This is a genomic window from Rhodoferax sp. OV413 (genome assembly GCF_945881795.1).
GTDB lineage: Bacteria > Pseudomonadota > Gammaproteobacteria > Burkholderiales > Burkholderiaceae_C > Allorhodoferax.
The window spans coordinates 14,811-39,900 of sequence record NZ_CAMCVG010000012.1 but is presented as its reverse complement, the minus strand read 5'-3'; the positions used below and the strand labels follow the sequence as shown (position 1 = coordinate 39,900).

The 25,090-nt window shown below is 62.4% G+C and carries 29 protein-coding genes and 2 pseudogenes; 11 read left to right on the top strand and 20 right to left on the bottom strand.

What is annotated here, in order from left to right; genetic code table 11:
* A pseudogene (locus tag Q0O05_RS03070) lies at nt 1-237 on the bottom strand (hypothetical protein); the annotation flags it as partial.
* Between the two features lie 120 nt (nt 238-357).
* Between Q0O05_RS03070 and Q0O05_RS03065 the strand changes: the two are divergent.
* The gene (locus tag Q0O05_RS03065; RefSeq protein ID WP_293660422.1) at nt 358-1,074 is read left to right on the top strand and encodes a GGDEF domain-containing protein; all 717 of its coding nucleotides are present in this window, start codon (nt 358-360) and stop codon (nt 1,072-1,074) included.
* Here Q0O05_RS03065 and Q0O05_RS03060 read toward each other — a convergent pair.
* The 6 genes from Q0O05_RS03060 to Q0O05_RS03035 all read right to left on the bottom strand — a co-directional run bounded on the left by Q0O05_RS03060 (nt 1,035) and on the right by Q0O05_RS03035 (nt 4,183).
* Nucleotides 1,035-1,412, bottom strand: a complete 378-nt coding sequence (locus Q0O05_RS03060) for a hypothetical protein (RefSeq protein ID WP_293660421.1) — start codon at nt 1,410-1,412, stop codon at nt 1,035-1,037. The genes Q0O05_RS03065 and Q0O05_RS03060 overlap by 40 nt on opposite strands.
* Complete coding sequence (locus Q0O05_RS03055) at nt 1,409-1,798, bottom strand: hypothetical protein (protein WP_293660420.1); 390 nt, start codon at nt 1,796-1,798, stop codon at nt 1,409-1,411. Before Q0O05_RS03055 ends, Q0O05_RS03060 begins: the two co-directional genes overlap by 4 nt.
* Nucleotides 1,799-1,801: 3 nt before the next feature.
* Nucleotides 1,802-2,101, bottom strand: a complete 300-nt coding sequence (locus tag Q0O05_RS03050) for a hypothetical protein (RefSeq protein WP_293660419.1) — start codon at nt 2,099-2,101, stop codon at nt 1,802-1,804.
* A complete protein-coding gene (locus Q0O05_RS03045) occupies nt 2,098-2,313 on the bottom strand; it encodes a glycine zipper 2TM domain-containing protein (RefSeq protein ID WP_293660418.1) in 216 nt (71 codons plus the stop codon). Before Q0O05_RS03045 ends, Q0O05_RS03050 begins: the two co-directional genes overlap by 4 nt.
* Nucleotides 2,314-2,458: 145 nt before the next feature.
* The gene (locus Q0O05_RS03040) at nt 2,459-3,643 is read right to left on the bottom strand and encodes an MFS transporter (RefSeq protein WP_293660417.1); all 1,185 of its coding nucleotides are present in this window, start codon (nt 3,641-3,643) and stop codon (nt 2,459-2,461) included.
* 117 nt (nt 3,644-3,760) lie between these two features.
* Nucleotides 3,761-4,183 (bottom strand): PACE efflux transporter, encoded by a 423-nt coding sequence (locus tag Q0O05_RS03035; protein WP_293660416.1) that lies wholly within the window; start codon nt 4,181-4,183, stop codon nt 3,761-3,763.
* A gap of 140 nt (nt 4,184-4,323) precedes the next feature.
* Between Q0O05_RS03035 and Q0O05_RS03030 the strand changes: the two are divergent.
* A pseudogene (locus tag Q0O05_RS03030) lies at nt 4,324-4,413 on the top strand (photosystem reaction center subunit H); the annotation flags it as partial.
* 11 nt (nt 4,414-4,424) lie between these two features.
* On the opposite strand, the gene Q0O05_RS03025 reads toward Q0O05_RS03030, so the two are convergent.
* Entirely contained in the window at nt 4,425-4,709 is a 285-nt protein-coding gene (locus Q0O05_RS03025) for a DUF427 domain-containing protein (protein ID WP_293660415.1), read from the bottom strand.
* Nucleotides 4,710-4,824: 115 nt separating this feature from the next.
* Here Q0O05_RS03025 and Q0O05_RS03020 point away from each other — a divergent pair, with 115 nt between their 5' ends.
* The 6 genes from Q0O05_RS03020 (at nt 4,825) to Q0O05_RS02995 (ending at nt 9,746) form a co-directional block, all read left to right on the top strand.
* Nucleotides 4,825-5,754 (top strand): ABC transporter substrate-binding protein, encoded by a 930-nt coding sequence (locus Q0O05_RS03020; protein ID WP_293660414.1) that lies wholly within the window; start codon nt 4,825-4,827, stop codon nt 5,752-5,754.
* Between the two features lie 17 nt (nt 5,755-5,771).
* Entirely contained in the window at nt 5,772-6,947 is a 1,176-nt protein-coding gene (locus Q0O05_RS03015; RefSeq protein WP_293660413.1) for an ABC transporter permease, read from the top strand.
* Nucleotides 6,944-7,882: an ABC transporter ATP-binding protein gene (locus Q0O05_RS03010; RefSeq protein WP_293660412.1), complete on the top strand. Its 939-nt coding sequence runs from the start codon at nt 6,944-6,946 to the stop codon at nt 7,880-7,882. The genes Q0O05_RS03015 and Q0O05_RS03010 overlap by 4 nt, the downstream gene beginning before the upstream one ends.
* Nucleotides 7,875-8,639, top strand: a complete 765-nt coding sequence (locus tag Q0O05_RS03005) for an ABC transporter permease (protein WP_293660411.1) — start codon at nt 7,875-7,877, stop codon at nt 8,637-8,639. The genes Q0O05_RS03010 and Q0O05_RS03005 overlap by 8 nt, the downstream gene beginning before the upstream one ends.
* A gap of 133 nt (nt 8,640-8,772) precedes the next feature.
* Entirely contained in the window at nt 8,773-9,084 is a 312-nt protein-coding gene (locus Q0O05_RS03000; RefSeq protein WP_293660410.1) for a hypothetical protein, read from the top strand.
* Nucleotides 9,081-9,746 carry a thioredoxin domain-containing protein gene (locus Q0O05_RS02995; RefSeq protein WP_293660409.1) on the top strand — a complete coding sequence of 222 codons (666 nt, stop codon included), beginning with the start codon at nt 9,081-9,083 and terminating at the stop codon, nt 9,744-9,746. The genes Q0O05_RS03000 and Q0O05_RS02995 overlap by 4 nt, the downstream gene beginning before the upstream one ends.
* Before the next feature lie 42 nt (nt 9,747-9,788).
* Here Q0O05_RS02995 and clpB read toward each other — a convergent pair whose 3' ends face one another.
* The 7 genes from clpB to Q0O05_RS02960 all read right to left on the bottom strand — a co-directional run bounded on the left by clpB (nt 9,789) and on the right by Q0O05_RS02960 (nt 18,800).
* Nucleotides 9,789-12,380: an ATP-dependent chaperone ClpB gene (gene clpB, locus Q0O05_RS02990; protein ID WP_293660408.1), complete on the bottom strand. Its 2,592-nt coding sequence runs from the start codon at nt 12,378-12,380 to the stop codon at nt 9,789-9,791.
* Between the two features lie 272 nt (nt 12,381-12,652).
* Nucleotides 12,653-13,153, bottom strand: coding sequence for a molybdenum cofactor biosynthesis protein MoaE (locus Q0O05_RS02985; protein ID WP_293660407.1), 501 nt, complete (start codon nt 13,151-13,153; stop codon nt 12,653-12,655).
* A gap of 14 nt (nt 13,154-13,167) precedes the next feature.
* The gene (gene moaD / locus Q0O05_RS02980) at nt 13,168-13,419 is read right to left on the bottom strand and encodes a molybdopterin converting factor subunit 1 (protein ID WP_293660406.1); all 252 of its coding nucleotides are present in this window, start codon (nt 13,417-13,419) and stop codon (nt 13,168-13,170) included.
* Nucleotides 13,416-14,693, bottom strand: coding sequence for a gephyrin-like molybdotransferase Glp (gene glp, locus Q0O05_RS02975; protein WP_293660405.1), 1,278 nt, complete (start codon nt 14,691-14,693; stop codon nt 13,416-13,418). Before glp ends, moaD begins: the two co-directional genes overlap by 4 nt.
* 11 nt (nt 14,694-14,704) lie before the next feature.
* A complete protein-coding gene (thrC, locus tag Q0O05_RS02970; RefSeq protein WP_293660404.1) occupies nt 14,705-16,132 on the bottom strand; it encodes a threonine synthase in 1,428 nt (475 codons plus the stop codon).
* A 25-nt stretch (nt 16,133-16,157) separates the two neighbouring features.
* On the bottom strand, nt 16,158-17,501 hold the full coding sequence (locus Q0O05_RS02965) for a homoserine dehydrogenase (RefSeq protein ID WP_293660403.1): 1,344 nt from the start codon (nt 17,499-17,501) through the stop codon (nt 16,158-16,160).
* A 72-nt stretch (nt 17,502-17,573) separates the two neighbouring features.
* On the bottom strand, nt 17,574-18,800 hold the full coding sequence (locus tag Q0O05_RS02960; protein ID WP_293660402.1) for a pyridoxal phosphate-dependent aminotransferase: 1,227 nt from the start codon (nt 18,798-18,800) through the stop codon (nt 17,574-17,576).
* Nucleotides 18,801-18,922: 122 nt separating this feature from the next.
* On the opposite strand from Q0O05_RS02960, the gene Q0O05_RS02955 reads away from it, so the two are divergent.
* The 3 genes from Q0O05_RS02955 to Q0O05_RS02945 all read left to right on the top strand — a co-directional run bounded on the left by Q0O05_RS02955 (nt 18,923) and on the right by Q0O05_RS02945 (nt 21,842).
* Nucleotides 18,923-19,288: an Mth938-like domain-containing protein gene (locus Q0O05_RS02955; RefSeq protein ID WP_293660401.1), complete on the top strand. Its 366-nt coding sequence runs from the start codon at nt 18,923-18,925 to the stop codon at nt 19,286-19,288.
* A 166-nt stretch (nt 19,289-19,454) separates the two neighbouring features.
* Nucleotides 19,455-19,955 carry a peroxiredoxin gene (locus Q0O05_RS02950; RefSeq protein WP_293660400.1) on the top strand — a complete coding sequence of 167 codons (501 nt, stop codon included), beginning with the start codon at nt 19,455-19,457 and terminating at the stop codon, nt 19,953-19,955.
* 177 nt (nt 19,956-20,132) lie between these two features.
* Complete coding sequence (locus tag Q0O05_RS02945; protein WP_293660399.1) at nt 20,133-21,842, top strand: PhoH family protein; 1,710 nt, start codon at nt 20,133-20,135, stop codon at nt 21,840-21,842.
* Nucleotides 21,843-21,938: 96 nt separating this feature from the next.
* Here Q0O05_RS02945 and dnaB read toward each other — a convergent pair whose 3' ends face one another.
* The 5 genes from dnaB to rpsF all read right to left on the bottom strand — a co-directional run bounded on the left by dnaB (nt 21,939) and on the right by rpsF (nt 25,001).
* Nucleotides 21,939-23,342, bottom strand: coding sequence for a replicative DNA helicase (gene dnaB / locus Q0O05_RS02940; RefSeq protein WP_293660398.1), 1,404 nt, complete (start codon nt 23,340-23,342; stop codon nt 21,939-21,941).
* Nucleotides 23,343-23,544: 202 nt separating this feature from the next.
* Nucleotides 23,545-23,997, bottom strand: coding sequence for a 50S ribosomal protein L9 (gene rplI, locus Q0O05_RS02935; RefSeq protein ID WP_293660397.1), 453 nt, complete (start codon nt 23,995-23,997; stop codon nt 23,545-23,547).
* Between the two features lie 12 nt (nt 23,998-24,009).
* Nucleotides 24,010-24,291, bottom strand: coding sequence for a 30S ribosomal protein S18 (gene rpsR / locus Q0O05_RS02930; RefSeq protein WP_029708819.1), 282 nt, complete (start codon nt 24,289-24,291; stop codon nt 24,010-24,012).
* Nucleotides 24,292-24,308: 17 nt separating this feature from the next.
* The gene (priB, locus tag Q0O05_RS02925; protein ID WP_293660396.1) at nt 24,309-24,602 is read right to left on the bottom strand and encodes a primosomal replication protein N; all 294 of its coding nucleotides are present in this window, start codon (nt 24,600-24,602) and stop codon (nt 24,309-24,311) included.
* 33 nt (nt 24,603-24,635) lie between these two features.
* Nucleotides 24,636-25,001, bottom strand: coding sequence for a 30S ribosomal protein S6 (gene rpsF / locus Q0O05_RS02920; RefSeq protein ID WP_293660395.1), 366 nt, complete (start codon nt 24,999-25,001; stop codon nt 24,636-24,638).
* Between the last annotated feature and the right edge of the window lie 89 nt (nt 25,002-25,090).

Here is a 25,090-nt window from a genome sequence, read left to right as displayed (position 1 = left end):
GACCAAGCCCACCTCCATGGCGTGGCCGTCGCCCGCATCGGCCAGCAGCGACACATAACCCTGCAAGGGAAACAGCACATAGCTCTGCCGCTGCCCGGGCTTGCCCAGGTCCTGATTCATCTGCAGCGGAACACAGCGCCCGGCGGCCCGCATCAGTCGGGCATCGGCGCGCGGAAGACCGGCGAGTAAGCGATTGCGGTGCATGGTGATTTCCTTGTGGTCGAAAGACGCCAGCATGTGCGCTCCACGCCACAGCCGTCTGTGCGGTAAGGGCAGGCATGTTCGGTGCCGAACAGACCATACATGGACGCGCGAAATACAAACACGGCATCCGCAGGAACCAAAGGAGATCTGTTCATGAACATATGCCCGAAAACCTCTCTACCCAATGCTTCAACACTCCTGTGCACCGGCAGAGCCTGCGGCTTGTATGCCGAGCTCGACGATGTGCTGGAGCAAAACCAACGTCTGGAGGATGAGGCCGCCCAGCTTCGCAGCGCCCTGGACAAGGCCCGCAGCGAACTGCAGGGAACCCGCGCCGGAGAACGCCGCGCCCGCCACTGCGCCGAACATGACAGCCTCACGCGCCTACCCAACCGCAGCTACTTCGAGAGCTGCCTGAAGGAAGCCATCGCCGAGCGCCGCAGCAGCGGAAAGGCGCTGGCGCTTTTCTTTATGGACCTCGATGACTTCAAGAAGGTCAACGATACCCACGGCCACGCTGCGGGCGACACGGTGCTCAAAGTCATCGCCGCGCGCCTGAGCCGCGCGGTGCGAAAAAACGATGTGGTGTGCCGCCTGGGTGGTGATGAATTTGCCGGGCTCCTGCGCGGGCTGGGGCAACCCGAGCAGCTGATGCAGATTGCAGAAAAACTGGTGGAAACGGTGGCCGCGCCCTGCCGCATTGAGACAGGGCAACTGACGGTACGCCCCAGCATCGGCATCGCTATTTGCCCCGACCATGGCGCCACCGTCCTGGAGTTGTTAGCCCATGCAGACGCGGCCATGTACCGAGCCAAGCGCCAGCAAACCGGCTACGCCTTTTTTGAAGCCGTAGCCTCTGGCTTGAGCTGAGGCGGAGTCTGAGGCTGTGGCCGGCCGGGATTTTGGGATGTGCGTGGCTGCAACGCAGCTAACAAGGCGCCCTCTGCCAAGTGCCAGGCCACATTGCGCAGAACTGCCTTCCAACCCCTCTGCCGCGGGGCGACAGAACGGGCCGGGCGCCTGGGCAGCGCCCGCACCACCAAGGCCACAGCGCCCAGCACCAGCACCAGGCTGGTGACGGGGAACCGCCCTGCCACCTGCAACAGCAGTGCGCCGGCCAGTTGGGCATCGGCAAAAGACCCGCGGGCCAGTTCATGCTGAATGCGTTGGCGGCTTTCCTTTAAGCGCTGGGCGGGTGTTTCGTTCACGACTCCTCCGGCACAAGCATGCGGCAATCTTCTTCCCACTGGGCGCGCAGCGCCTCCAGGGCGGGCGGTGTGGGGCCGCGGCTGCCCAGCCAGGCGCACACCGCTGCTGCTGCCAGCATGAACGCCGGCACTGCGACCAAAGCCATGTTGCTTTGAGAGCCGGAGCCCGCAAGCATGATGGCCACACCGGCCAGAGTCAGGCCCACCGCTCCCAACAGGACCGCCCCCGCCAGCCACATCAGACGGCACAACCAGAAGGCCGCCCATGCGCCGCTTTCCTCGCGGGCCAAATCGACGTAGGCGTGAACATGCGCCAGCAGCAAGTCGGGCCTGCGCCTCCACAGAGCCCAAATGGCTGCCGGCGCACTGGAGGGCGAGAAGCCCATCGCTCAGTGGTCGCGGTGCGAGCGGCCGCGCATCAGCAGCGCGGTTACGCCCATCAACACTGCGCCCGCCGCCGCCGCCATCAGCAGAGATTTCACCGGCTCTTCGCGCACATAGGTGCTCACCTGCTCACGGGTGTGCTCGGCCCGCTCCTGCAGGCGTTCACGCTGCTGGTGCAGGGCTTCGGCAGTGCTTTGCAGAAGATCATCCGCCTGCTGGGCGGCATGGTTCAGCAGGGGCTTGACGTCAGTTTCCAGGGGGCCGTTGGCGCCCAGAAGTGTGTTGGTGGCTTGGGTGAAGTTCATGGCTTGCTCACCTCATGGCCAATCACGCCGCCAACTGCAGCGCCGCCTAAGGTGCCCAGGGTGCCGCCCCCCAGCACGGCGCCGCCGACCGCGCCGACGCCCGCCCCGATGGCGGTGCCTTTTTCTTGGGACGTCATGCCGGCACAAGCGCTGAGGCTGGCCAGGGTGACGGCATAAATGGCCGTATAGGCCGTGGAAGGAAGATTGTGCATAGTGCGCCCTCGTGATGGAACAGGGACATGACGCCAAGCAAGAAGATTGCGCTGCGTCACGTTTTCTGATCCGCTCGCTGCGCCTTGCAGAACGAACGGATCAGATGCTTGCAGCCTACGCAGGCCCGAAGGGGCCGTCTGTCTGTTATGGCACGGAGCTGCGTTTGCCCACGCCCAGCGCCACACCCACACTCAGGAGCAGCACCACCGCAGCCCCCAGCAAAGTGGCGCCATACCAGCCCCGGTCCATGAACACACCGAAGACCAGCGGCGAGATTGCGAAGCCCGTATCCAGCCCCGAATACACCAGGCCATAGACGCGGCCGGTCGCACCCTTGGGTGTCGCTTTCTTAATCATCATGTCGCGCGAGGGGCCGCCAATGCCCACCGCAAAGCCGGTAATTGCCAGCACCGCCATGGTGCCGGTGGCACCCAGCCAGCCGGTACCGCACAGCGCGAGCAGCAAGGCGCCTACCGACATGGAAAGCGCCACTACACGGTCGGAGTGCTGCGACTTGGCGGCCACAAAGCCGCCGATGAACATGCCTACAGCGCCGCACAACATGTAGGACGAAATCGTGAGCGTTGCCGCCTCGAAACTCACGCCGTGCATGGCCTTGAGGATGGAGACCGCATAACTTTGCACCACGGCCAGTGTCATCGTCGAGAGCAGGAAGAAGCCAAAGCACCACCACACCACCGGCAGCCTCATGAAGGCCATGTCGTGCTCCGCCCGGACGGTACCGGACTGCCCCGCTGCCAGGGCGGAGACCGGTTTGGGGACGACGGAAGTGTGCAAATGCTCGCGCTGCAAAAACAGGAGCACCAACACGCCCAGATACAACACCGCAGCGGCCAGATAGGCCTGGCGCCAGCCCAGCAGCACACCAAATCCGGCAAAAAACACCGGCGCCACTGCCCATCCGAGGTTGCCGGTGAGGCCGTGCGCGCTGAAGGCATAACCCAAGCGCGGGGCCGAGACCCGCTGATTGAGGATGGTGAAATCCACCGGATGGAAGGTCGCATTGCCCAGACCTGCGAGCGCCGCCACAACCACAAGCCCGAGGTAGCCGGTCACCAGCGAAGCGGCCACACACGCTGCCGCAAACAAGCCCATGGCGACGAACAACAAGGGCCGCGCACCCATCCGGTCTACGACAAAACCGGCACAGGCCTGCCCCACGCCCGACACCACAAAAAACACGGTCATCAGCAAACCCAGCTGGGAGTAGCTTAAGCCGAACTCCTGCATAAACACCGGGAACAGCAGCGGCAGCAACAGGTGCCCGAAATGCGAACTGGCATGGGCCAACCCAACTAGACCGATCACGGTGGCATCCTGCCTGAGGGGCGCTAAAGGGGACGGGTCAGGAGCGGTCGCAGAAGCGGTCGCAGAGATGGTGGCTGTGTTCATCCGAACATCTTACGGCGGATAAGCCGGGCTATGTCATTGGCGCGCAGAACGCGGCAAGCCAAAAATACGGTCGAATACCCAGGTAAAACCCACCGTGTAAAAGAAGAAAAACGCCAGCAGGCCCAGATCAGCAACAAAAGCGGCCCACAGAGAAATTTCCAGCCAGTAGGCCATCACCGGCATCAAGATAAGCGCCAGACCGCCTTCAAACCCCAGCCCGTGTGCCAACCTGCGCCGGGCCGAACGCCCCTTGACAGTTTGCCGGGACTCCCAGCGCTCGAACAGAGTGTTAAACACATAGTTCCACGCCAGCGCAATACCCGACATCACCGCAGAAAGCACCAACGCAGAGCCGGGCGGGTGCGCAAAAGCAATAGAGAGCGTTGGCGTCACCACGGCAATGGCAATGCCCTCGTACAAACAGGCTTGAAGAATGCGGCGTTGTAGGGGCTCCATGGGGCTATCGTAATAGCGTCGGATGTGCTCTGTTCGAAAGGTCACAGGCGAGTCGGGTAACAGGGCGCAACACTCCGCAGGGCGAGTGACGAACACTGTCCACCTCAGGTCGCATTTACGCCCCGAAACCCCGACGTCCCCCCGGCTTTGACAAGGACAACTGGCCCAACATGTCCGACCAGACCTGGGCCAAAGACGTCCATGCCTACTACGGCACCACGCCCTACTGAGCGTCCGGCAGCTAAGCGCCGGTCACCTGAACACCCTTCCAGAACGCCACGCGGTCGCGCACCATGGCGGCTTCTGGCTTGGGGTCTGCGTAGTACCAGACGGCGTCAATGTTCATCTCACCACCGACCATCAGAGAGTAATAGCTGGCCTGGCCTTTCCAGGCGCAGCTCGTCTTCTGATTGCTGAACTGCACATAGTCCCGGTTGAGGCTGCTGGCGGGAAAGTAGTGATTCCCTTCAACTAGCACGGTGTCCTCGCTCTCGGCGATGACGGTGTTGTTCCAAATGGCTTTCATGGCGGTCTCCGGTGAGATGTTACAGGCCTTTATTGCAACACAGCAACCTACAAGGCGGCACACACGGGGGCAATCGGTTTCGCTTATTCTCTGGAACCACTTGAAAGGCCACCCCATGCATTTGTCCCATCCCCTTTTCCGCCGTACTTTGCTGGTGCTGGCAACCGGCTTATTGGCAAGCTGGGCCGCCCATGCCCAGAGCCCCGTGCGCGTAGGCTCCAAGATCGACACCGAGGGCAAGTTGCTGGGCAACATGGTGGTGCTGGCACTGGAAGCCAATGGCATCAAGACCGAAAACAAGGTCTCGCTGGGCAACACCAAGGTCGTACGCGCCGCCCTGGTGGCGGGCGAAATTGATATCTACCCCGAATACACCGGCAACGGTGCCTTCATGCTGGGCGATGAGAGTAGCAAAGCCTGGAAAGACCTGCGCGCAGGTTTTGAACTTGCCAAGAAAATGGATTTTGAGAAGAACAAAATCGTCTGGCTGGAGCCCGCCAACGCCAACAACACCTGGGCGATTGCCGTGCGCAAAGACGTAGCTACCGCCAACCAGCTGCGCACCCTGGATGACATGGGACGCTACATCGCCAAGGGCGGCGCCTTCAAGTTGGCTGCGTCGGCCGAGTTTATGGAGCGAGCAGACGCCATGCCCGCCTTCCAGAGCGCATACGGCTTCAAGCTGCGGGCGGATCAGGCGCTGGTGCTGGCTGGTGGAGACACCGCCGCCACCATCAAGGCGGCTGCGGAAAAAACATCGGGAGTGAACGCCGCCATGGCCTACGGAACTGACGGCCCGCTGGCAGCGCTGGGACTTGTGGTCATGGAAGACCCCAAGGGCGTGCAACCGGTCTACGCCCCCGCCCCGCTGGTGCGGGAGGACGTGCTCAAGCGCCACCCCGCCATCGCGACCGTACTGGCGCCCATCTTCAAATCGCTGGACGGCCCCACACTGCAAACGCTGAATGCCCGCATTCAACTCGAAGGCCAGGACCCCCGCAAGGTTGCCACGGCCTATCTGCAAAGCAAGGGCTTCCTTAAATAAGCACTGCGGTGGCACCCGTGCTTAGCCACCGCTGGAACCCGGTGCTGGCAGTGTGTGTGTCGCTCGGACTGGGGGCTGCCTGGGGCCTGCCCTTTGTGCGGGTCGCACCCAACCGGCTACTGTCTGGCGAGCCGGTTTTTTTAGGGGACGTCATTCAGGCCCTGGGAAGCGGGCTTTCCGCGGAGCTGTGGCCTCCGGTGTTGTTGATCGTGGTGTTGGGCCTTGCCATCGCGCAGCCCCGCCGGCGTGCCATGCAGGTCACCGTCGCCTGGGCTATGGCTACAGGGATTGCCGGCCTGTGGTTGTTGGCCGGCCACCACGCAAGCCTTGCCAGCCAGTCAGAGGGCCCACTCACACGCACGACCCTGGGCGCTGGGTTCTGGGCGCTGGCGGCATTGGGCTGGATGGCTGGGCTGGACGCGGTAGCCCGCCTGCAACTGGCCACCCTGCCCCGCTTGCTGCTGCAAGGAGCCCTCTTCCTTCCTTTGTTGTTTTCCCTGGGCGCGGGCCATGACTTGTCAATCGCCCGGGAATACGCCAACCACAGCGATGTCCTCGGGCCCGCCACACTGCGCCATCTGCAGATCGTGCTGCTTGCGGTGGCGCCGGCCGTGGCCGTCGGGGTACCGCTGGCCTGGCGCATGACCCGCGCGCCGCGCCTGCGCGCGAACGTGTTTCCCGTGCTCAATGTGATTCAAACCATTCCCTCCATCGCCCTATTCGGTCTGCTGATGGCGCCACTGGCATGGCTGGCCGCCCAGGCGCCCGCGCTGGGGCGACTTGGCTTCAGCGGCATCGGCCTGGCGCCGGCCGTGCTGGCGCTGATGCTGTATGCGCTACTGCCTGTCGTGCGCTCTACCTTGGCCGGGCTGGAGCAGGTGCCCGATGCCACGGTCACTGCCGCGCGCGCCATGGGCATGACGCCCCGGCAGGTGCTGTGGCAGGTTGAGTTACCGCTGGCCCTACCGGCACTGCTGATCGGGCTGCGCACGGCGGTCGTGCAAACCACTGGGCTGGCGGCGGTGACCGCGCTGGTGGGGGCGGGTGGTTTGGGCAGCATCATGTTTGACGGCTTGTTCAGCGCAGCCAATGAGCTGGTCATGCTGGGCGTGATCCCAATCGTGCTGCTGGCCTTGCTGGCGGATCATTTTTTCAAGGCGCTTGGCAGTTTGCTGGAGAGGCGCGCCGCATGATCACTTTTGACCACACCTGCAAGTCCTACGACGGCACACCCGCCATCAAGGACTTGAACCTGCACATCGCACAAGGCGAGCTGCTGGTGCTGCTCGGCCCATCGGGTTCGGGCAAGTCCACCGCGCTGAAGATGATCAACCGCATGGTCGACCACGATGGCGGCCGCATCCTGCTGAACGGGAAAGAAATCTACAGCTTCAATGTGCAGGACCTGCGCCGCCGCATGGGCTACGCCATCCAGTCGGTCGGCCTGTTCCCGCACTGGACGGTGGCGCGCAACATTGCCACGGTGCCCACGCTGTTGGGCTGGGAGCCCGAGCGCATTCAGGCCCGTGTCACCGAGCTTTTGCAACTGCTGGACATGGCGCCTGCCCAGTACGCGAGCCGCTACCCGCACCAGCTCTCCGGCGGGCAACAGCAGCGGGTGGGCGTAGCGCGGGCGCTGGCCGCAGACCCCGATGTGCTGCTGATGGATGAACCCTTCGGCGCGCTGGATCCGGTGACCCGGGCAAGCTTGCAACTGGAGCTCCAACGCATTCACCGCGCCACCGGAAAAACCATTGTGTTGGTCACCCACGACATCGACGAAGCCCTGCTTCTTGCCACCCGCATCGTGCTGTTGAACCACGGCAGGATCGCACAAGTTGGCACGCCGCTGGAACTGCTGCAGCAACCCGCCAGCGACTTTGTGGCCGACTTTATGGGTCGCGCGGATCTCGGGCTGAGACAACTTTCTCTACGCACGATTGCGGCGCTGGTGCGAGCGATTCAGGGTGCCGGGCCTGCCCATCGGATTGCGGGGACCGCCACCGTGCGGGAGGCTATTTCGCAGATGGCGGCAATGGGGGTGTCGACCCTCGGCGTGGTCGATGCCACTGGCACGCTGGTCGGTCAGGTGCAGGCTGCGGATTTGTTGGATGCCCGGCATGGCTGAACCGCCGGGACGCCCGGCCCGCTGGTGGGGCGACCGGCTGTTATGGACGCTGGCACTGCTGCTGGCGCTGGCCTACGGCCTGCCGCACAGCATGCCTTTGTTCACCACGCTTTTCCCGGCGCTGCCCCGCCCGGTGTATCTGCAGGATCCTCTGGCTGATTTGCTGTGGCAACACCTTGGCCTGGTGCTGCTGTCCAGCGCCATGGCCATCATGCTGGGAACGGCAGCGGGCGTGGCCGCCACGCGGCCTGCCGGACGCGCCTTCCGGCCATTGCTGGAGGCGGTGGCTGCGATGGGGCAAACCTTTCCGCCGGTGGCCGTCTTGGCAGTCGCAGTGCCAGCGGTGGGCTTCGGGGAGTTTCCCGCCTTGATTGCACTGACGCTCTTCGGGCTTTTGCCGGTGCTGCAGGCCACGATGGCGGGCATGGAATCGGTGCCACGCCCGGTGCTGGAGTCGGCAACCGCCATGGGCCTCGGACCGCGGCAGATTCTCACGCAGGTGCAAATACCGCTGGCCATGCCGCTGTGGCTGGCGGGGATACGCACCTCGGTCATCATCAACATCGGCACCGCGGCGATCGCGTCCACCGTGGGCGCCAAAACCCTGGGCTCGCCCATCATCGTCGGGCTCTCCGGCTTTAACACCGCCTATGTGCTGCAAGGCGCCGTGCTTGTGGGGCTGCTGGCGATTGCCGCCGACATGGGGTTTGAGCGGCTGGCCCGGCGGGTGCACTGGGCAGGGCAGCCCGCACCTTGACGCTACTAAATTCATAGCTACTTGCGCAATAAACACGGGCGCTAAAGGCTGATTTGATCTCAAAAATCACACTCGCCAACCAAAGCTTTCGCCCCGCTTGGAACTGGGGCCCCGCACGCCAAGGGGTCAAATCGTGGCGGTGGCGGCCTTTAATTTGGTGTCTACGCTGGTGTTGATCCTGGGGATGGCGGCTTACCGCAACCACCGTGAAGGCGCGCTCTATGCCCTGCCGCTCGCGGCGCTGGGCGCGGCGATGGCCGCTTACCACACCCTGCTGATTGCGGGCTGGGTGCCCCGGGCCTGGGTGCCGTGCGGAACCGGCGCCTCGTGTGCCAACCAGGCGCTGGAGATTTTTTACGGGATCCAGATCCCCTGGCTTTCCCTCGCGGCGTTTGGACTCATTGCCGCATTGCTGCTCGTTTATCTCAAGAAGACTTCACCATGACATCTAGGAAATCGACCGTTCTAGGCCTGCTGGCCCTGGTTATCGCTGTTTTCGCGCTCGGTGTGTATTTCTACCAGCAGCAGGTACAAAACTCACAGATGGAGAAAGTCAAGCAGGCCGGGGACCGGCTGGTAAGGCCAGTATCCCCTGTCATGGGACCGGCGGACGCGAGGGTGACGATAGTGGAATTTTTTGACCCTGCCTGTGAAACCTGCCGCGTCTTTTACCCTTTCGTCAAAGATCTGATGCGCCAACATCCCCAGGACATCCGCCTGGTGCTGCGCTATGCCCCGTTTCACCAGGGCTCCGACCAGGTGATCAAGCTGCTTGAGGCTGCACGGTTGCAGGGCATCTACCTTCCCGTGCTGGAAATGGTGCTGGCAGCCCAACCCCTGTGGGCCGACCACAGCCGCCCCAACGTGGAGCGCGCTTTTCAAGCAGCCGGCGAAGCGGGCTTGGACCTGCAAAAGGCTTTTGAGGCCATGAAGTCGCCCGCGATTGAAGGCTTGCTTCTGCAGGATGTGGAGGACCTGACCGCGCTTAGAGTCACCAGAACCCCGACCTTTTTTGTCAACGGGCGGAGCCTGCCCAGCTTCGGGCCGGAGCAGCTCGAAGCGCTGGTCTTGGAAGAACTGAAAAAGACCGCAGCACCCGGCAAGTAATCCGGGACAGGGCCCACGGCAGGCCCGCCCCTCGAGAACCCCCTAGCTGAAGCTGAACAGCCCCGGCGCCAAGATGGGGTCGACACCCACCTGAATCGTCGACTTGGGCAGGAACCTGCCTTCCAGCAGCAGCTTGGAGAGCGGGTTCTCGATACGCTGCTGGATCGCGCGCTTCAAGGGGCGCGCACCAAACACCGGGTCGAAGCCCACCTTGGCAAGTTCAGCCACCGCGGCTTCGCTCACTGCGAGCGTCAGATCCATCTTGGCCAGGCGCGCCATGAGTGTGGCGAGCTGGATTTTGGCAATGGAGGCGATGTTGGCGGCGTCTAGCGAGTGGAAGACCACCGTCTCGTCAATCCGGTTCAAAAACTCGGGGCGGAAGTGGTTCTTCAGCTCGCCGGTGACGGCGTCTTTCACGTCCTCATAGTCCCGCCCGACCATGCTCTGGATGAGCTGGCTGCCGATGTTGCTGGTCATCACGATGACGGTGTTCTTGAAGTCCACGGTGCGACCCTGGCCATCGGTGAGGCGGCCGTCGTCGAGCACCTGCAGCAGCACATTGAATACATCGGGGTGGGCCTTCTCCACCTCGTCGAGCAGCAGCACCGCATAGGGCTTGCGGCGCACGGCTTCGGTCAGGTAGCCACCCTCCTCGTAACCCACATAGCCGGGGGGCGCCCCAATCAGGCGGGCCACCGAATGCTTCTCCATGAACTCGCTCATGTCGATGCGGACGAGGTGGTCTTCGCTGTCAAACAAGAAACCCGCCAGCGCCTTGCACAGCTCGGTCTTGCCCACACCTGTGGGCCCGAGGAACAGGAAGGAACCGGTAGGGCGGTTCGGGTCGGAGAGGCCTGAGCGCGAGCGGCGGATGGCATTAGCCACCGCGCCAATCGCTTCGTCCTGCCCCACCACGCGGTCGTGCAGCTTGGCTTCCATTTGCAGCAGCTTGTCGCGCTCGCCCTGCAGCATCTTGGACACAGGAATACCGGTGGCACGGCTCACTACCTCGGCAATCTCTTCGGCGCCCACCTGGGTGCGCAGCAACCTGTTGGCGCCGCCGGCGGCAGCCTTGCCGGCTTCCTGGTCCTGGGCGGTCTTGAGGCGCTTTTCCAGCTCAGGCAACTTGCCGTATTGCAGCTCGGCCACCTTGGCCAGATCGCCCTTGCGGGTCAGGCTCTCAATCTGGGTGCGCAGCTTGTCGATTTCTTCGCGCACCTGGGCGCTGCCCTGGGCGGTGGCTTTTTCGGCCTTCCAGATTTCGTCCAGATCGGCAATCTCTTTTTGCAGGCTGTTGATCTCTTCGTTGATGAGCTCAAAGCGCTTGAGCGAGGCTTCGTCCTTCTCTTTCTTGACGGCCTCGCGCTCGATCTGCAACTGGATCAATCGGCGGTCGAGCTTGTCCATGACCTCTGGCTTGGAGTCCAGCTCGATCTTGATTTTGGAGGCCGCCTCATCAATCAGGTCGATGGCCTTGTCGGGCAAAAACCGGTCGGTGATATAGCGGTGGCTCAGTTCGGCGGCAGCCACGATGGCGGGGTCGGTGATGTCCACGCCGTGGTGCACCTCGTAGCGCTCTTTGAGCCCGCGCAGGATGGCGATGGTGGCCTCCACGGTGGGCTCGCCGACCAGAATCTTCTGAAAACGGCGCTCGAGTGCCGCGTCTTTTTCGATGTATTTGCGGTATTCATCAAGCGTGGTGGCGCCCACACAGTGCAGCTCACCGCGCGCAAGCGCGGGCTTGAGCATGTTGCCGGCGTCCATCGCGCCCTCGCCCTTGCCGGCGCCCACCATGGTGTGCAGCTCGTCAATGAAAACGATGGTCTGGCCCTCGTCTTTGGCGAGGTCTTTAAGCACGTTCTTGAGGCGCTCCTCAAACTCGCCGCGGAACTTGGCGCCTGCCAGGAGCGCCGCCATGTCGAGCGAGAGCACGCGCTTGCCCTTGAGGCTGTCGGGCACCTCACCCTCCACGATGCGCTGGGCCAGCCCTTCGACGATGGCGGTCTTGCCCACACCGGGCTCGCCGATGAGCACGGGGTTGTTCTTGGTGCGGCGCTGCAGCACCTGAATGGCGCGGCGGATTTCGTCGTCCCGGCCGATCACCGGGTCGAGCTTGCCCATACGGGCGCGCTCGGTGAGGTCGATACAGTATTTCTTGAGCGACTCGCGCTGCTCCTCGGCGTCCGAGCTGTCCACCTTCTGGCCGCCACGCACAGCGTCAATCGCGGCTTCCAGGCTCTTGCGGGTGAGGCCATTGGTGCGGGCCATCTGGCCGGCGTCGCCCTTGTGGTCGGCCAGGGCCAGCAAAAAAAGCTCACCGGCGATGAACTGGTCGCCCCGCTTGATGGCTTCTTTTTCTGCCGCCTGCAGGAGCGAGACCATGTCGCGCCCTACCGTCACCTGCTCATGGCCCTGCACCTGCGGCAGCCGCTTGATGGCGGCCTCAGCAGATGCCAGCAGCCCCGCCACATTGGCCCCTGCCCGGTTCATCAGGGCCTTGGGCGCGTCGTCGGTGCGAATCATGGCGGCCACCACGTGCGCCGGCTCGATGTAGGCGTTGTCGTGGGTGAGCGCAAGCGTTTGGGCCTCGGCCAAGGCTTCCTGAAACTTGGTGGTGAACTTGTCGATTCGCATCGTGATCCTCAGGGGCTGGTTTTACGTGCTCATCATCTTGGGCGAACCGCAAAACATTTCAAGTGCTACAGCGAACACAAGAAGCGACAGAACGCCGACAGTTGACCGGCATCAAAGAGTGAAGGAAAGTCAAAAACACCCGCCCCTACGCGCCAAACTCGTCGCCTGAGCCCAAGGCCGGGGGCCGATTTCTGCGCACTCGGCAGCATGAGGCCCCCGGCCGTGGGCTCAGGCGGCAGGCACAAAAGTCCAAAGGAAGGACTGGTTTACGACTAGGCTGCGTTAGAAGCCTGAATACCCCACCGCGCCAAGGCCTGATCATCACTCACCCTGGCATCGACCCAGGCGGCGCCCTCGGGCGTGGCTTCCTTCTTCCAGAAAGGCGCCTGCGTCTTGAGGTAGTCCATGATGAACTCGCAGGCCTGAAAACTCTGCCCGCGGTGCGCCGAACTCACCGCCACCAGCACCACGCCCTCGGTCGGCATCAACACCCCCACCCGGTGCACCACCCGTGCGCCCAGAATGTCAAAGCGGGCAAAGGCCTCGTCCACCATGGCTTCGATGGATTTTTCGGTCATTCCGGCGTAGTGCTCCAGCTCCAGGGTCTGCACCGAGCCGGCCGCGCCGGGCGCGTTGCGGTCGCGCACCGTGCCCACAAAGCTGCACACCGCGCCCACGCGGGGGTTGCCGTTTTGCAGGGCCGCTAATTCGACGGCTATGTCAAACGCTGCGGTTTGGATGCGGACACGGGCTTGGTGGTTGGACTCATTCATGGCGCTGGGCGGGCTCAGCCGCCGGTAACGGGTGGAAAGAATGCGACCTCGCAGCCCTCGGACAGGGCCGCATCGGGCGCGCTCATGACCTGGTTGAGCGCCATGCGCACCGCGCGGTTGCCGCCCAGCGCCTCGGCACCGGCCCCCCCGCGGGCTATAAGCGCGCTGCGCAGCTCAGCCAGCGTGGCAGCGGGCGTGTCCAGCACCTCTACCTGGGTGCCCATGGCCTCACGCATGGCGGCGAAATAGCGAACCGTGACTTTCATAGCAGTAGCTCCCCGAATGGGATGTAGCGCACCATCTGCCCCGGCGCAATCGGCTGGCCGGGCGGCACGTCGACCACGCCGTCCCCCCAGACTGCCGATGTGAGCACACCGGAGCTCTGGTTACCAAACAAATCCAAGCCGCCGTTGGCGTTACGACGAACCCGCAGGAATTCGCGGCGTTTATCGGGTTTGGCCCAATCAAAATCGGCGCGGGCTGCTATCGATTGAATAGCAAGCTGCTGCACGCCCTGCAGCCGGAGCACAAAGGGCCGCACCAGCAGCAAGAAAGTCACAAAGCTCGATACCGGGTTGCCCGGCAGGCCTATGAAGTGTGCCTGGCCGATACGACCGTGCGCAAACGGCTTGCCAGGCTTGATGGCGATTTGCCACAAATCGAGCGAACCCAGGCTTTGCACCGCAGGCTTGATGTGGTCTTCCTCGCCCACCGAAACGCCGCCGCTGGTGAGAATCAGATCGTTATCGGCCGCAGCGGCCTGTAGCGCTGCGATGGTGGAGGCGCGGTCATCGGGGACGATGCCCAGGTCGCTGACCTCGCAGCCCATGCGGCGCAAGAGAGCGCGCAAGAAGAAGCGGTTGGAGTTGTAAATCGAGCCCGGCGGCATGTCCTGCGGCTCCACCGCGCCGGGCATCACCAGCTCATCGCCGGTCGAGAACAGGGCGACCCGGGGTTGGCGGGCGACCGGCAGCCGGGCCATGCCAACGCTGGCGGCCAGGCCCAATGCAGCAGGCCCCAGGCGGGTGCCGGCAGACAACACGCACTGGCCGCGCTGCACGTCTTCACCCGCGCGGCGGATAAATTGACCTGGCGCAGGTATGCCGTTGACTTGGACTTCAGCGAGCTGGCCGTCGGCGCCGCCATGGATGATGGTGCAGTCTTCCTGCATAACCACAGCGTCCGCGCCGGGCGGGACGGGTGCGCCGGTGAAGATGCGGGCGGTGGTGCCGGGCTCCAGACGCTGACCGACCGAGCCGGCGGCAATGCGCTGGGCGACACGCAGGGTGGCGCCACCGGACTGCAGGTCTTGCGCGCGCAGGGCGTAGCCGTCCATGGAGCTGTTATCAAAAGCCGGTACCTGCAGGGCGGAGACCACGTCCTGCGCCAGCACGCGGCCATCGGCCTCGAAGGTGGACACCCAGTCGCAACCTGCCAGCGGCTCGGCAGCAGCCAGCAGCTGCGCGAGCGCGTCGTCCAGCGGCAGCAGGGGCTTGAATGGCCGAAAGGGCTTCAGGGGCGGGGCGGCGGGGGCGTTCATCTGCTGAACCCTCAGGCGCACTCGCGCTCGATGATCGCCTTCACGCCGGCCACATCGGCGTCCATCACCAGCACGCGCTTAGGCAGGGCCTCGATGCCCTCAAACTGCGGCGGCCGGTCAGGCTCGCGGCCAAGGGCCTCCACCACTGTGGCGGCAAATTTGATGGGCAGCGCCGTCTCGAGCACCACCATCGGCACGCCGGGGCTGAGGTGCTCGAGCGCGACCTTCAAGCCGTCAGCGGTGTGGGTATCAATCACCATGCCGTGTTGATCAAATGTTCTGCGAATAGTGTCAAGACGGTTGGCATGCGTGCTCCGGCCGCTCACAAAACCATAGCGGCTTGCGGCCTGGCTAAAGGCGGGATCGGCGCTGAGGTCGAACCGGCCGGTTTGGGACAGGCCTTCGCCAAACAGGGCCTTGGTACGCGCGCCGTCTCGGCCCAGCAGGTCGAACACAAAGCGCTCGAAGTTGCTGGCCTTGGAGATGTCCATCGACGGGCTGGAAGTCTCGTGCGTGTCGGCCGTGCCGCGAACGCGGTACACGCCGGTACGGAAAAACTCATCGAGCACGTCGTTCTCGTTGGTGGCGACCACCAGCTTGTCGATCGGCAGGCCCATCTGGCGCGCCACATGGCCGGCGCAGACATTGCCGAAGTTGCCGCTGGGCACCGCGAAGCTGACCTTTTGCTGGTCGTTGTCAGTGGCCTGGATGTAGCCGGCGAAGTAGTAGACCACCTGCGCCAGTAAGCGCGCCCAGTTGATGGAGTTGACGGTGCCGATCTTGTATTTGCGCTTGAACTCGAGGTCGTTGGAGACGGCCTTCACGATGTCCTGGCAGTCGTCGAACACGCCCCTGATGGCGATGTTGTAGATGTTGGCGTCCTGCAGGCTGAACATTTGCGCCTGCTGGAAAGGGCTCATGCGGCCGAACGGGCTGGTCATGAAGACGCGCACGCCCTTTTTGCCGCGCATAGCGTGTTCGGCCGCGCTGCCGGTGTCGCCACTGGTGGCGCCCAGAATGTTGATTTCTTCGCCGCGGCGGGCCAGTTCGTACTCGAACAGATTGCCCAGCAGCTGCATCGCCATGTCTTTAAAGGCCAGCGTGGGGCCATTGGACAGGGCCTCGATCCAGACACCTTCTTGCAAATGGCGCAGCGGCACGATTTCGCCGGTGCCAAAAACCTCAGCGGTGTAGGTCTTGGCGCACAGGGCCCGCAGGTCCTCAGCCGGAATGTCGTCGATGTAGAGCGAGAGGATTTCAAACGCCAGCGCGGCATAGCCCTGCTCGTGGTACACACGTCGTAGGGCAGCCAACAGGGCGGCATCCACCTGCGGGTAGGCCACCGGGAGATAGAGCCCGCCGTCGGGCGCCAGTCCTTCGAGCAGGATTTCACAAAAACGCTTGCGGTCGGGGTTGCCGCGGGTAGAGATGTATTGCATTCGGGGGTGTCGTGGTTCGTCGCGCTCAGGCCAGCTCTTCCTTGCGGATGCGGGTAATGGGTTGCAGCACGGTGGGCAGCGCCTGCATGCGGGCGAGTGCCTCGTCCATCTTGGCTTCCATGCAGTCGTGGGTCAGGATGATGACGTCGGTCTGCGTGGCCGCCTCGCCGCTCACCTCATCGGCCTCGCGCTGGAGCACCGCGTCGATATTGATGCCGGCCTCGGCCAGCAGGCCGGTGACCCGGGCGAGCACGCCGGCTTCGTCTGCTACGCGCAGGCGCAGGTAGTAACTGGTAAACACCTCGCCCATCGGCAGCACCGGGGTGTTGCGCATCGCGCCGGGCTGAAAGGCCAGGGGCGGCACGCGTTGGGCCGCGTCTGCGGTGTGCAGGCGCGTGATGTCGACCAGGTCGGCAATCACCGCGCTGGCGGTGGGCTCGGAGCCCGCGCCCTTGCCGTAGTAAAGCGTGGTGCCTACCGCATCGCCATGGGCCATCACCGCGTTCATTGCGCCCTCCACATTGGCAATCAGGCGCTTGGCCGGGACCAGGGTGGGGTGCACGCGCAGCTCGATGCCATCCGCGCGATGGGTCGCGTCAGGAAGCCGGCGCTTGGCAATTCCCAGCAGCTTGATGCGGTAGCCCAGCTGCTCGGCGTATTTGATGTCTGCGGCTCCCAGCTTGGTGATGCCTTCCACATAGGCCTTGTCAAACTGCACCGGGATGCCGAACGCAATGGCGCTCATCAGGGTGATCTTGTGGGCGGCGTCCACGCCTTCGATGTCAAAGGTCGGGTCGGCTTCGGCATAACCCAGGGCTTGCGCTTCTTTGAGCGCGACGTCAAAGTCCAGCCCCTTGTCGCGCATTTCCGAGAGGATGAAATTAGTCGTGCCGTTGATGATGCCGGCGATCCACTGGATGCGGTTGGCGGTCAGCCCCTCGCGCAGCGCCTTGATGATGGGAATGCCGCCGGCCACCGCCGCTTCAAACGCCACCATGACGCCTTTGGCAGAGGCGGCCGCAAAAATTTCGGTGCCATGCACTGCCAGCAGTGCCTTGTTGGCGGTGACCACGTGTTTGCCCGCCGCAATGGCCTCAAGCACCAGCGCCTTGGCAATGCCGTAGCCGCCGATCAGCTCGACGACGATGTCGATCTCGGGGTTGGCAATCACCGCCCGCGCGTCATTGACCACTTGTACGTCGGGCCCGACGATTCTCATTGCGCGCTCAACGTCCAGGTCAGCCACCATGGTGATCTCGATGCCGCGACCGGCGCGGCCCTGAATTTCTTGTTGGTTGCGCTGGAGCACATGGAAGGTGCCGCTTCCTACGGTGCCAATGCCGAGCAGGCCTACTTGTATCGGTTTCATATCGTCTTCAGGTTAAAAAGTGCTTCGGGCCGTTGCCGGGTATGCGTGGGCAGCTATCAATTTCAGAGTGCTTCAGGTGCCGAAGCGTTTGCGGTAGTGTTCCAGAAACCTGGCAATCCGGCCAATGGCCTCGCGCAAATCGTCCTCGTGCGGCAGAAAAACGATGCGGAAGTGGTCCGACGCGTGCCAGTTAAAGCCGGTGCCTTGCACCAGCATCACGCGGGTTTCGCGCAGGAGCTCCAGAAAGAACTGCCGGTCGTCAGCGATGGGGTACACCGTGGGATCGAGCCGGGGGAACATATACAGCGCCGCCTGCGGCTTCACGCAGCTCACACCAGGAATCGCAGTAATCAGCGCATAAGCCAGGTCGCGCTGGCGGCGTAGACGCCCGCCCTCACACACCAGATCGTTGATGCTCTGGTAGCCGCCCAACGCGGTCTGAATGGCCCACTGCCCGGGCACGTTGGAGCACAGCTTCATGTTCGACAGCATGTTGAGCCCCTCGATGTAGTCTGCTGCTGCCTTTTTATTACCCGACACCACCATCCAGCCGGCGCGGTAGCCGCAGGAGCGGTAGCTCTTGGACAAGGAGTTGAAGGTGAGCGTGAGTACATCGGTGGACAGCGCAGCCAGCGCCACATGCTTCACTCCGTCGTACAACACCTTGTCGTAGACCTCATCAGCCAGGATGACCAGCCCGTGCTCGCGGGCAATGTGCACGATGCCTTGCAGCAGCTCGGTGGAATACAAAACACCGGTCGGGTTGTTAGGGTTGATGACCACGATGCCCTTGGTACGCGGGGTGATCTTGGCGCGGATGTCGTCCAGATCGGGCATCCAGCCCCCGGCTTCGTCGCACAGGTAGTGCACCGGCGTGCCGCCTGAGAGGCTGGCCGCCGCCGTCCAGAGGGGGTAGTCGGGCATGGGGAGCAGGAGCTCGTCGCCGTTATCCAGCAGCGCGTTGGTCGCCATGGTGATCAACTCGCTGGCGCCATTGCCCAGATAGATGTCATCCAGGGTCACACCGGCAATGCCCTGCTTTTGGGTCTCGTGCATGACCGCCTTGCGGGCCGCAAAAATGCCTTTGCTGTCAGAGTAACCGGCCGAGTTGGGCAGGTTGCGGATCATGTCCTGCTGGATTTCCTCGGGCGCATCAAAACCAAACGGTGCCAGGTTGCCCAGATTGAGCTTGATGATCTTCTGGCCCTCGTCTTCCATCTGGCGCGCGGCGTCCATGATGGGCCCGCGGATGTCGTAAAGCACATTGGCCAGCTTGGCAGATTTCTGTATGGTTTTCAAAGTCCCTCCGGAAGGAGTCAGCGCGGGGCGAAACCTATAATTTGACCACAGTTCGGCCCCGCAGCCGCCCTCCCGCCGTGCGCTGCACAACCCGCCGTTTGCCCCAACCTCACCGAGCCGCCATGAAATTCATTCCCGATGCCATTCAGGGCCCGACCATCACCGGTTACGGGCCGGGCTGGATTAAGGTGAATGGCGAAAAATACCAATCCAGCATCGTCCTGAGCAGCCAAGGCATCTGCCAGCCATGGGATTGCGCAGGGTTTGAGGAGCTTGCAGAAAGTCACTTTGAAGCATTGGCCGCATTTGAATCTGAGCTGGTTTTGTTTGGCAGCGGCTCAAGCATCCGGTTTCCGCACCCCCAATGGCTCACCCCGCTTTACACCCGCCGAATCGGCCTGGAAACCATGGACACCCAGGCTGCCTGCCGCACCTATAACTTTTTGTCAGGCGAAGGCCGCAGGGTTGTGGCGGCACTCATCGTCTAGAAGGCAACCAGCAAAAGGCACCCGGAGCGGGATCGCTTGCGCGATGTTTTCAGAGTAAAATCACCGGCTGCGGTCCAGAGCGAAGAAATGCTGTCACTTTCGACGCTGCCTCCCAGGACTGAAACGCCCGGCATGCCGAGCTGAAACACCGAGATTGAGATTCCTTATGGCGATTGTTGTCAACAAACCCCTCCCCGAATTCGAGGCCAATGCCACCGGCGGCATCAAGGTGACCAACACCAGCCATGTGGGCAGGACCATGGTGCTCTACTTTTACCCCAAGGACAACACCCCTGGCTGCACCACTGAAGCCATGCAGTTCAGGGACAAATACAAAGACTTTGTGAAAGCCGGCGCCGAGGTGTTCGGCGTCTCCCGTGACAACATGAAGTCGCATGACGACTTCAAGACCAAGCTGGAATTACCCTTCGAGCTGATCGCCGACACCGAAGAAAAGATGTGCCACATGTTCGGCGTGGTCAAGAACAAGATCATGTACGGCAAAAAGGTGAAGGGCATTGAGCGCAGCACCTTCCTTGTCGGCGCGGACGGCTTGGTGAAGGAAGAATGGCGCGGCCTTAAGGTCCCCGGCCATGTAGACGATGTGCTCAAAGCCGTCAAAGCACTCAAAAAGGCAGCCGCGGCTGCCGCTGCCGCCACCGCATAAAGCGCATGTCGGTTTGATGCATCCGGCGGACGCTGTGCGTCACCCGGCTCATGCATAATGACTCGCATGCCGTTGAAGCCCGCAACCGCGTTGACTCAAAAAGCCGCCTTGGCTCAAGGCGGCTTTTTCGCTTTTCCGGCATGGTTTCCATTTCTCCACCTTCTGTGAGCCCACTACATGCCACTGCCACCTGCCCCGTCCAAGCGTGCCGACCGATTGAGCGCCAAGGACTTTGAAACGCCAGCGCGAGTTGCCTCCCGCACGGCCCGCAAGACCGCACAAGAAGCTCCGATCACAGAATATGCAGAGCCGCCTACCGAGCGGTCCAGCGCCCGCTCGTCCAAGAAGTCAACGCAATCCCCTGCTTTGACCCGCGCACCATTCCCTGCCACTGCGCCGGTGCCCGTTTCGGCAGCAGACCCCGCCATCGGACGCACCGTTGCCAGCCTTGCGGCGCCGGGCGCGCAGGCCAAGCGCAGCAAGAAGTCCAAGCCCAACGGCCCCAAGAAGCTGTTTGTGCTAGACACCAATGTCTTGTTGCATGACCCGATGTGCCTGTTCCGCTTTGAGGAACACGACATCTATCTGCCCATGATCGTGCTCGAGGAGCTCGACGGCCACAAGAAGGGCATGACCGAAGTCGCCCGCAATGCCCGCCAGACCAGCCGCACGCTGGATTCACTCGCCGGCGCGCCCGATGCCGACATTACCGCTGGACTTTCTCTGGATAGCACCGGCCACAAAGATGCCCGCGGCAAGCTGATGTTCCAGACGCAGCCGCTGAACTACACGCTGCCCACCAGCCTGCCACAGGGCAAGGCGGACAACCAGATTCTGGGAGTGGTGGAGGCCCTGCGTCAGCACTTTGCCCCGCGCGAAGTCGTGCTGGTGTCCAAGGACATCAATATGCGGGTCAAGGCCCGCGCCCTGGGGCTTGCCACCGACGACTACCAGAACGACAAAACGCTGGAAGACGGCGACCTGCTCTACTCCGGCTCGCTGGCGCTACCCACCGACTTCTGGGCGACGCACGGCCAGGCGGTGGAGAGCTGGCAGCAAGGCCCGCACACCTTCTACAAGGTGGATGGACCGGTGGTTCCGCAGATGCTGATCAATCAGTTTGTGTATTTCGAGTCGCCCGGCGAGCCGAGCCTTTATGCCCGCGTGACCGAAATCCGCGGCACCACTGCGGTGCTCAAAACCCTCAAGGACTTCAACCACCTGAAGAACTCCGTCTGGGGCGTAACCACCCGCAACCGAGAACAAAACTTCGCCATGAACCTGCTGACCGACCCCGAGGTCGACTTCGTCACCCTGACGGGTACAGCCGGTACCGGCAAGACGCTGATGGCGCTTGCCGCCGGCTTGACGCAGGTGCTCGATGACAGGCGCTACACCGAAATCATCGTCACCCGCGCCACCGTCAGCGTGGGCGAGGACATCGGATTCCTGCCTGGCACCGAAGAAGAGAAGATGGGCCCCTGGATGGGCGCGCTGGACGACAACCTGGAGGTTCTGGGCAAGACAGACAACGCCTCCGGCGAGTGGGGCCGCGCTGCCACCAATGAGCTCATCCGCAGCCGGGTCAAAATCAAGAGCATGAACTTCATGCGCGGCCGCACGTTTTTGAACAAGTACGTGATCATCGACGAGGCGCAAAATCTGACGCCCAAGCAGATGAAGACGCTCATTACCCGCGCCGGCCCCGGCACGAAGATCATTTGCATGGGCAACCTGGCCCAGATCGATACGCCGTACCTCACCGAGGGCTCATCGGGTCTGACCTTTGCGGTGGACAAGTTCAAGGGATGGCCGCACGGCGGGCACATCACCCTGGCCCGCGGTGAGCGCTCCCGCCTAGCAGACTTTGCCAGCGAAGTGCTATAGATTTTGTAGCTGCTTGCGCATACCCTATAAGCGCTGGAGGCCGATTTGGCATCCAGCGCTTTTCTTTTGGACGTTTAGATCGGCTGTCGGAAAAGGCTAATAGTCGCCGCTGCCGCCATGCGCCAGGTTTTCGAACTTGGTGAAGCGGTTCATGAAGGCGAGCTTGACCGTGCCCGTCGGGCCGTTACGCTGCTTGGCGATGATCACCTCAGCCACCCCGGGCTCCTTGCACTGGTCTTTGGTGTAGTACTCGTCGCGGTAGATGAACATGATGATGTCCGCGTCCTGCTCGATAGCCCCGGATTCGCGCAAGTCGCTCATCATTGGCCGCTTATCCGGGCGCTGCTCCACCGACCGGTTGAGCTGCGACAGCGCAATCACCGGGCACTTCAGCTCGCGCGCAAGCTGCTTGAGTCCCCGCGAAATCTCGCCGAGTTCGGTAGCACGGTTTTCGCCGTCGTTGCTGCTTCCGCTCATGAGCTGAAGGTAATCCACCACAATCAGACCCAGCTGCCCGCAGTTGCGGGCCAAACGGCGCGCGTTGGCTCGCAGTTCACTCGAAGTCAAGCCGGCGCTTTCGTCGATATGCAGGGAGATCGTGCGCAGTTTCTCAATCGCCTCTGAGAGGCGGGGCCACTCGTCGTCTGTGAGCTTGCCGGTGCGCAAGTGGCTTTGGTCCACCCGGCCAATAGAGCCGACGATACGCACAGCCAGCTGGGCTGCGCCCATTTCCATGGAGAAAATCGCGACAGGCAATTGCTCATGCAAGGCCACATGCTCCGCAATATTGATGGCCAGCGCGGTCTTGCCCATGGACGGGCGTGCGGCCAACACGATCAGATCGCCCGCTTGCAGGCCCGCGGTCAAGCGGTCGAAGTCAATAAAGCCGGTTGGCACCCCCGTCACATCGTTGGGGTTGTCGGCCATCTCCTGCACGCGGTCGAGCAGCTTGACAACCAAGGTGTCCATGGACTGAAAACCCTGCTGGTTGCGTTTGCCGGCCTCACCGATATTGAAAATCTTCTGCTCGGACTCGTCGAGAATCTCCGAAACCGCCCGCCCTTTGGGGTTAAAGGCATTGGTCGCAATCTCATCGCTGGCGCTGACCAGCCTGCGCAGAATGGCCCGGTCCCGCACGATTTCGGCATACCGCCGGATGTTGCTCGCGCTGGGAACGTACTGGGCCAGTGAGTTCAAATAAGACAACCCGCCCACCTCATCAGCCTTGCCAAGGCTCTGCAGGTGCTCGAATACGGTGATCACGTCGGCGGGCTTGTTGTCGTTGATCAGCTTGCCGATTGCGGCATAGATCAGCCGGTGCTCATAACGGTAAAAGTCCGCATCCATCAGGATGTCGCTGAGACGGTCCCATGCCTCATTGTCCAGCAACAAGCCGCCAATAACGCTGGACTCGCCTTCAATGGAATGCGGTGGCACCCGGAGCTGGGCAATTTGGCGATCGGAATCGAGGCTATCAGGCGAAAAAGGCACGGCAGACATGGGGCTCCTTGGGGGCTTCCATCCTAAACCGCGACGCAAGGCGCGTCGAGTGAAAGGCTGGGGGCAAGCTGTGGGAAAACTGTGCAAACTACAGGAAAAGCCGCCCCCAAAACCAAAAGCCGCGAGGGGCTGGCCCCGGCGGCTTTTGATTCAATGCAGTCTGGCGTCAGACTGCGAGGCGGCTGCCCAAGGGCAAGGATGCTTACGCAGTTTCGCCGTACACCGACACGGTGATGTCCACCACCACGTCAGTGTGCAGTGCCACGCTCACGGTGCTGTCGCTCACGACCTTGATGGGGCCGTTGGGCATACGGATCTGGGACTTGGCCACTTTGTAGCCGTTCTTGCCCAGTTCTTCAGCAATGTCGTAGTTGGTGACGGATCCGAACAAGCGCCCGTCCACACCTGCCTTTTGGGTCAGCTTGATGGTCGTACCACCCAGCTTTTCGCCCAAAGCCTGGCATTCAGCCAGTTTGGCGGCGGCGAGCTTTTCCAGTTCGGCGCGCTTGGCTTCGAACTCGGCCTTTGCCGCTTCGGTGGCGCGACGTGCGCGGCCGGAGGGGATCAGAAAGTTACGTGCATAGCCGTCTTTGACCTTGACGATTTCGCCGAGGTTGCCGAGGTTCACGACCTTGTCGAGCAGAATGATTTGCATGGTCGTATCTCCTTAGATCTTGTGCTGGTCGCTGTAAGGCAGCATCGCCAGGAAGCGAGCGCGCTTGATAGCGGTATTCAATTGGCGCTGGAAAATCGCGCGGGTGCCGGTTAGGCGGGCGGGAATAATCTTGCCGTTTTCTGCAATGAAATCACGCAGTGTGTCGATGTCTTTGTAGTCGATTTCTTCCACACCGGTCACGGTGAAGCGGCAGAAACGCTTGCGCTTGAAGAGCAGCGATTGGGTGTTGCGCTTGGGGCGCTTGTCTTTGTTGAAACGTTTTGGTCCGGGCATGATGGACTCCTAATAATTTAAAGGGGCAAAAATTCTTGAATATGGAAAACGACTGATTTTCCCTGTCGCGCCTGGGCCAAGAAACCGGTGAATTGCCAGACACTGCCAATGGCTTGCTTTGCAAGCCTTTCTGCCAGTGTTCCAAAGGCCACCGCCTTGACCACCACCTTCACGGTTCTGCTGCCGCCTGCTTCCTGAACCGAAGACTCATGTTCGAGCCGCATGTTCAGGGCCGGCAGGCCAGCCGGCGTGTAGCGCATGGTTTCCACTTCTGCGATACATGCACCTAAAACCAGTGAATTAGTTTGCACTCCTTAAGGGGAAAGGTCCGCTGACCTGCTCAATCAGGCTTGGTATTCGGCCTGTTGGGCCTTGCGTGCGTCTTCGCGTTCGACGGTCTTCATCATGGAAGACGGACCGGTTTCGGCCTTCTTCTTGGAAACAGTCAGGTGACGCAACACGGCGTCATTGAACTTAAAGGCGTGTTCCAGTTCGGCCATCACAGCCTGATCGGCTTCAATGTTCACGCACAGGTAGTGGGCCTTGGCCAGCTTGTTGATCAGGTACACCATCTGGCGACGGCCCCAATCTTCAACACGGTGCACTTTGCCACCGCCAGCGGTGATCATGCCCTTGTAACGTTCCAGCATGGCAGGAACTTGCTCGCTCTGATCCGGATGAATCATGAGGATGATTTCGTAATGACGCATTGACACTCCTTGAGGATTTCCCAGCAACTGGGCCCGACACTTGCGCGCCGGATAATGAAAGCTGCCCCTGGCGTCTAGGCAGGGTGCAG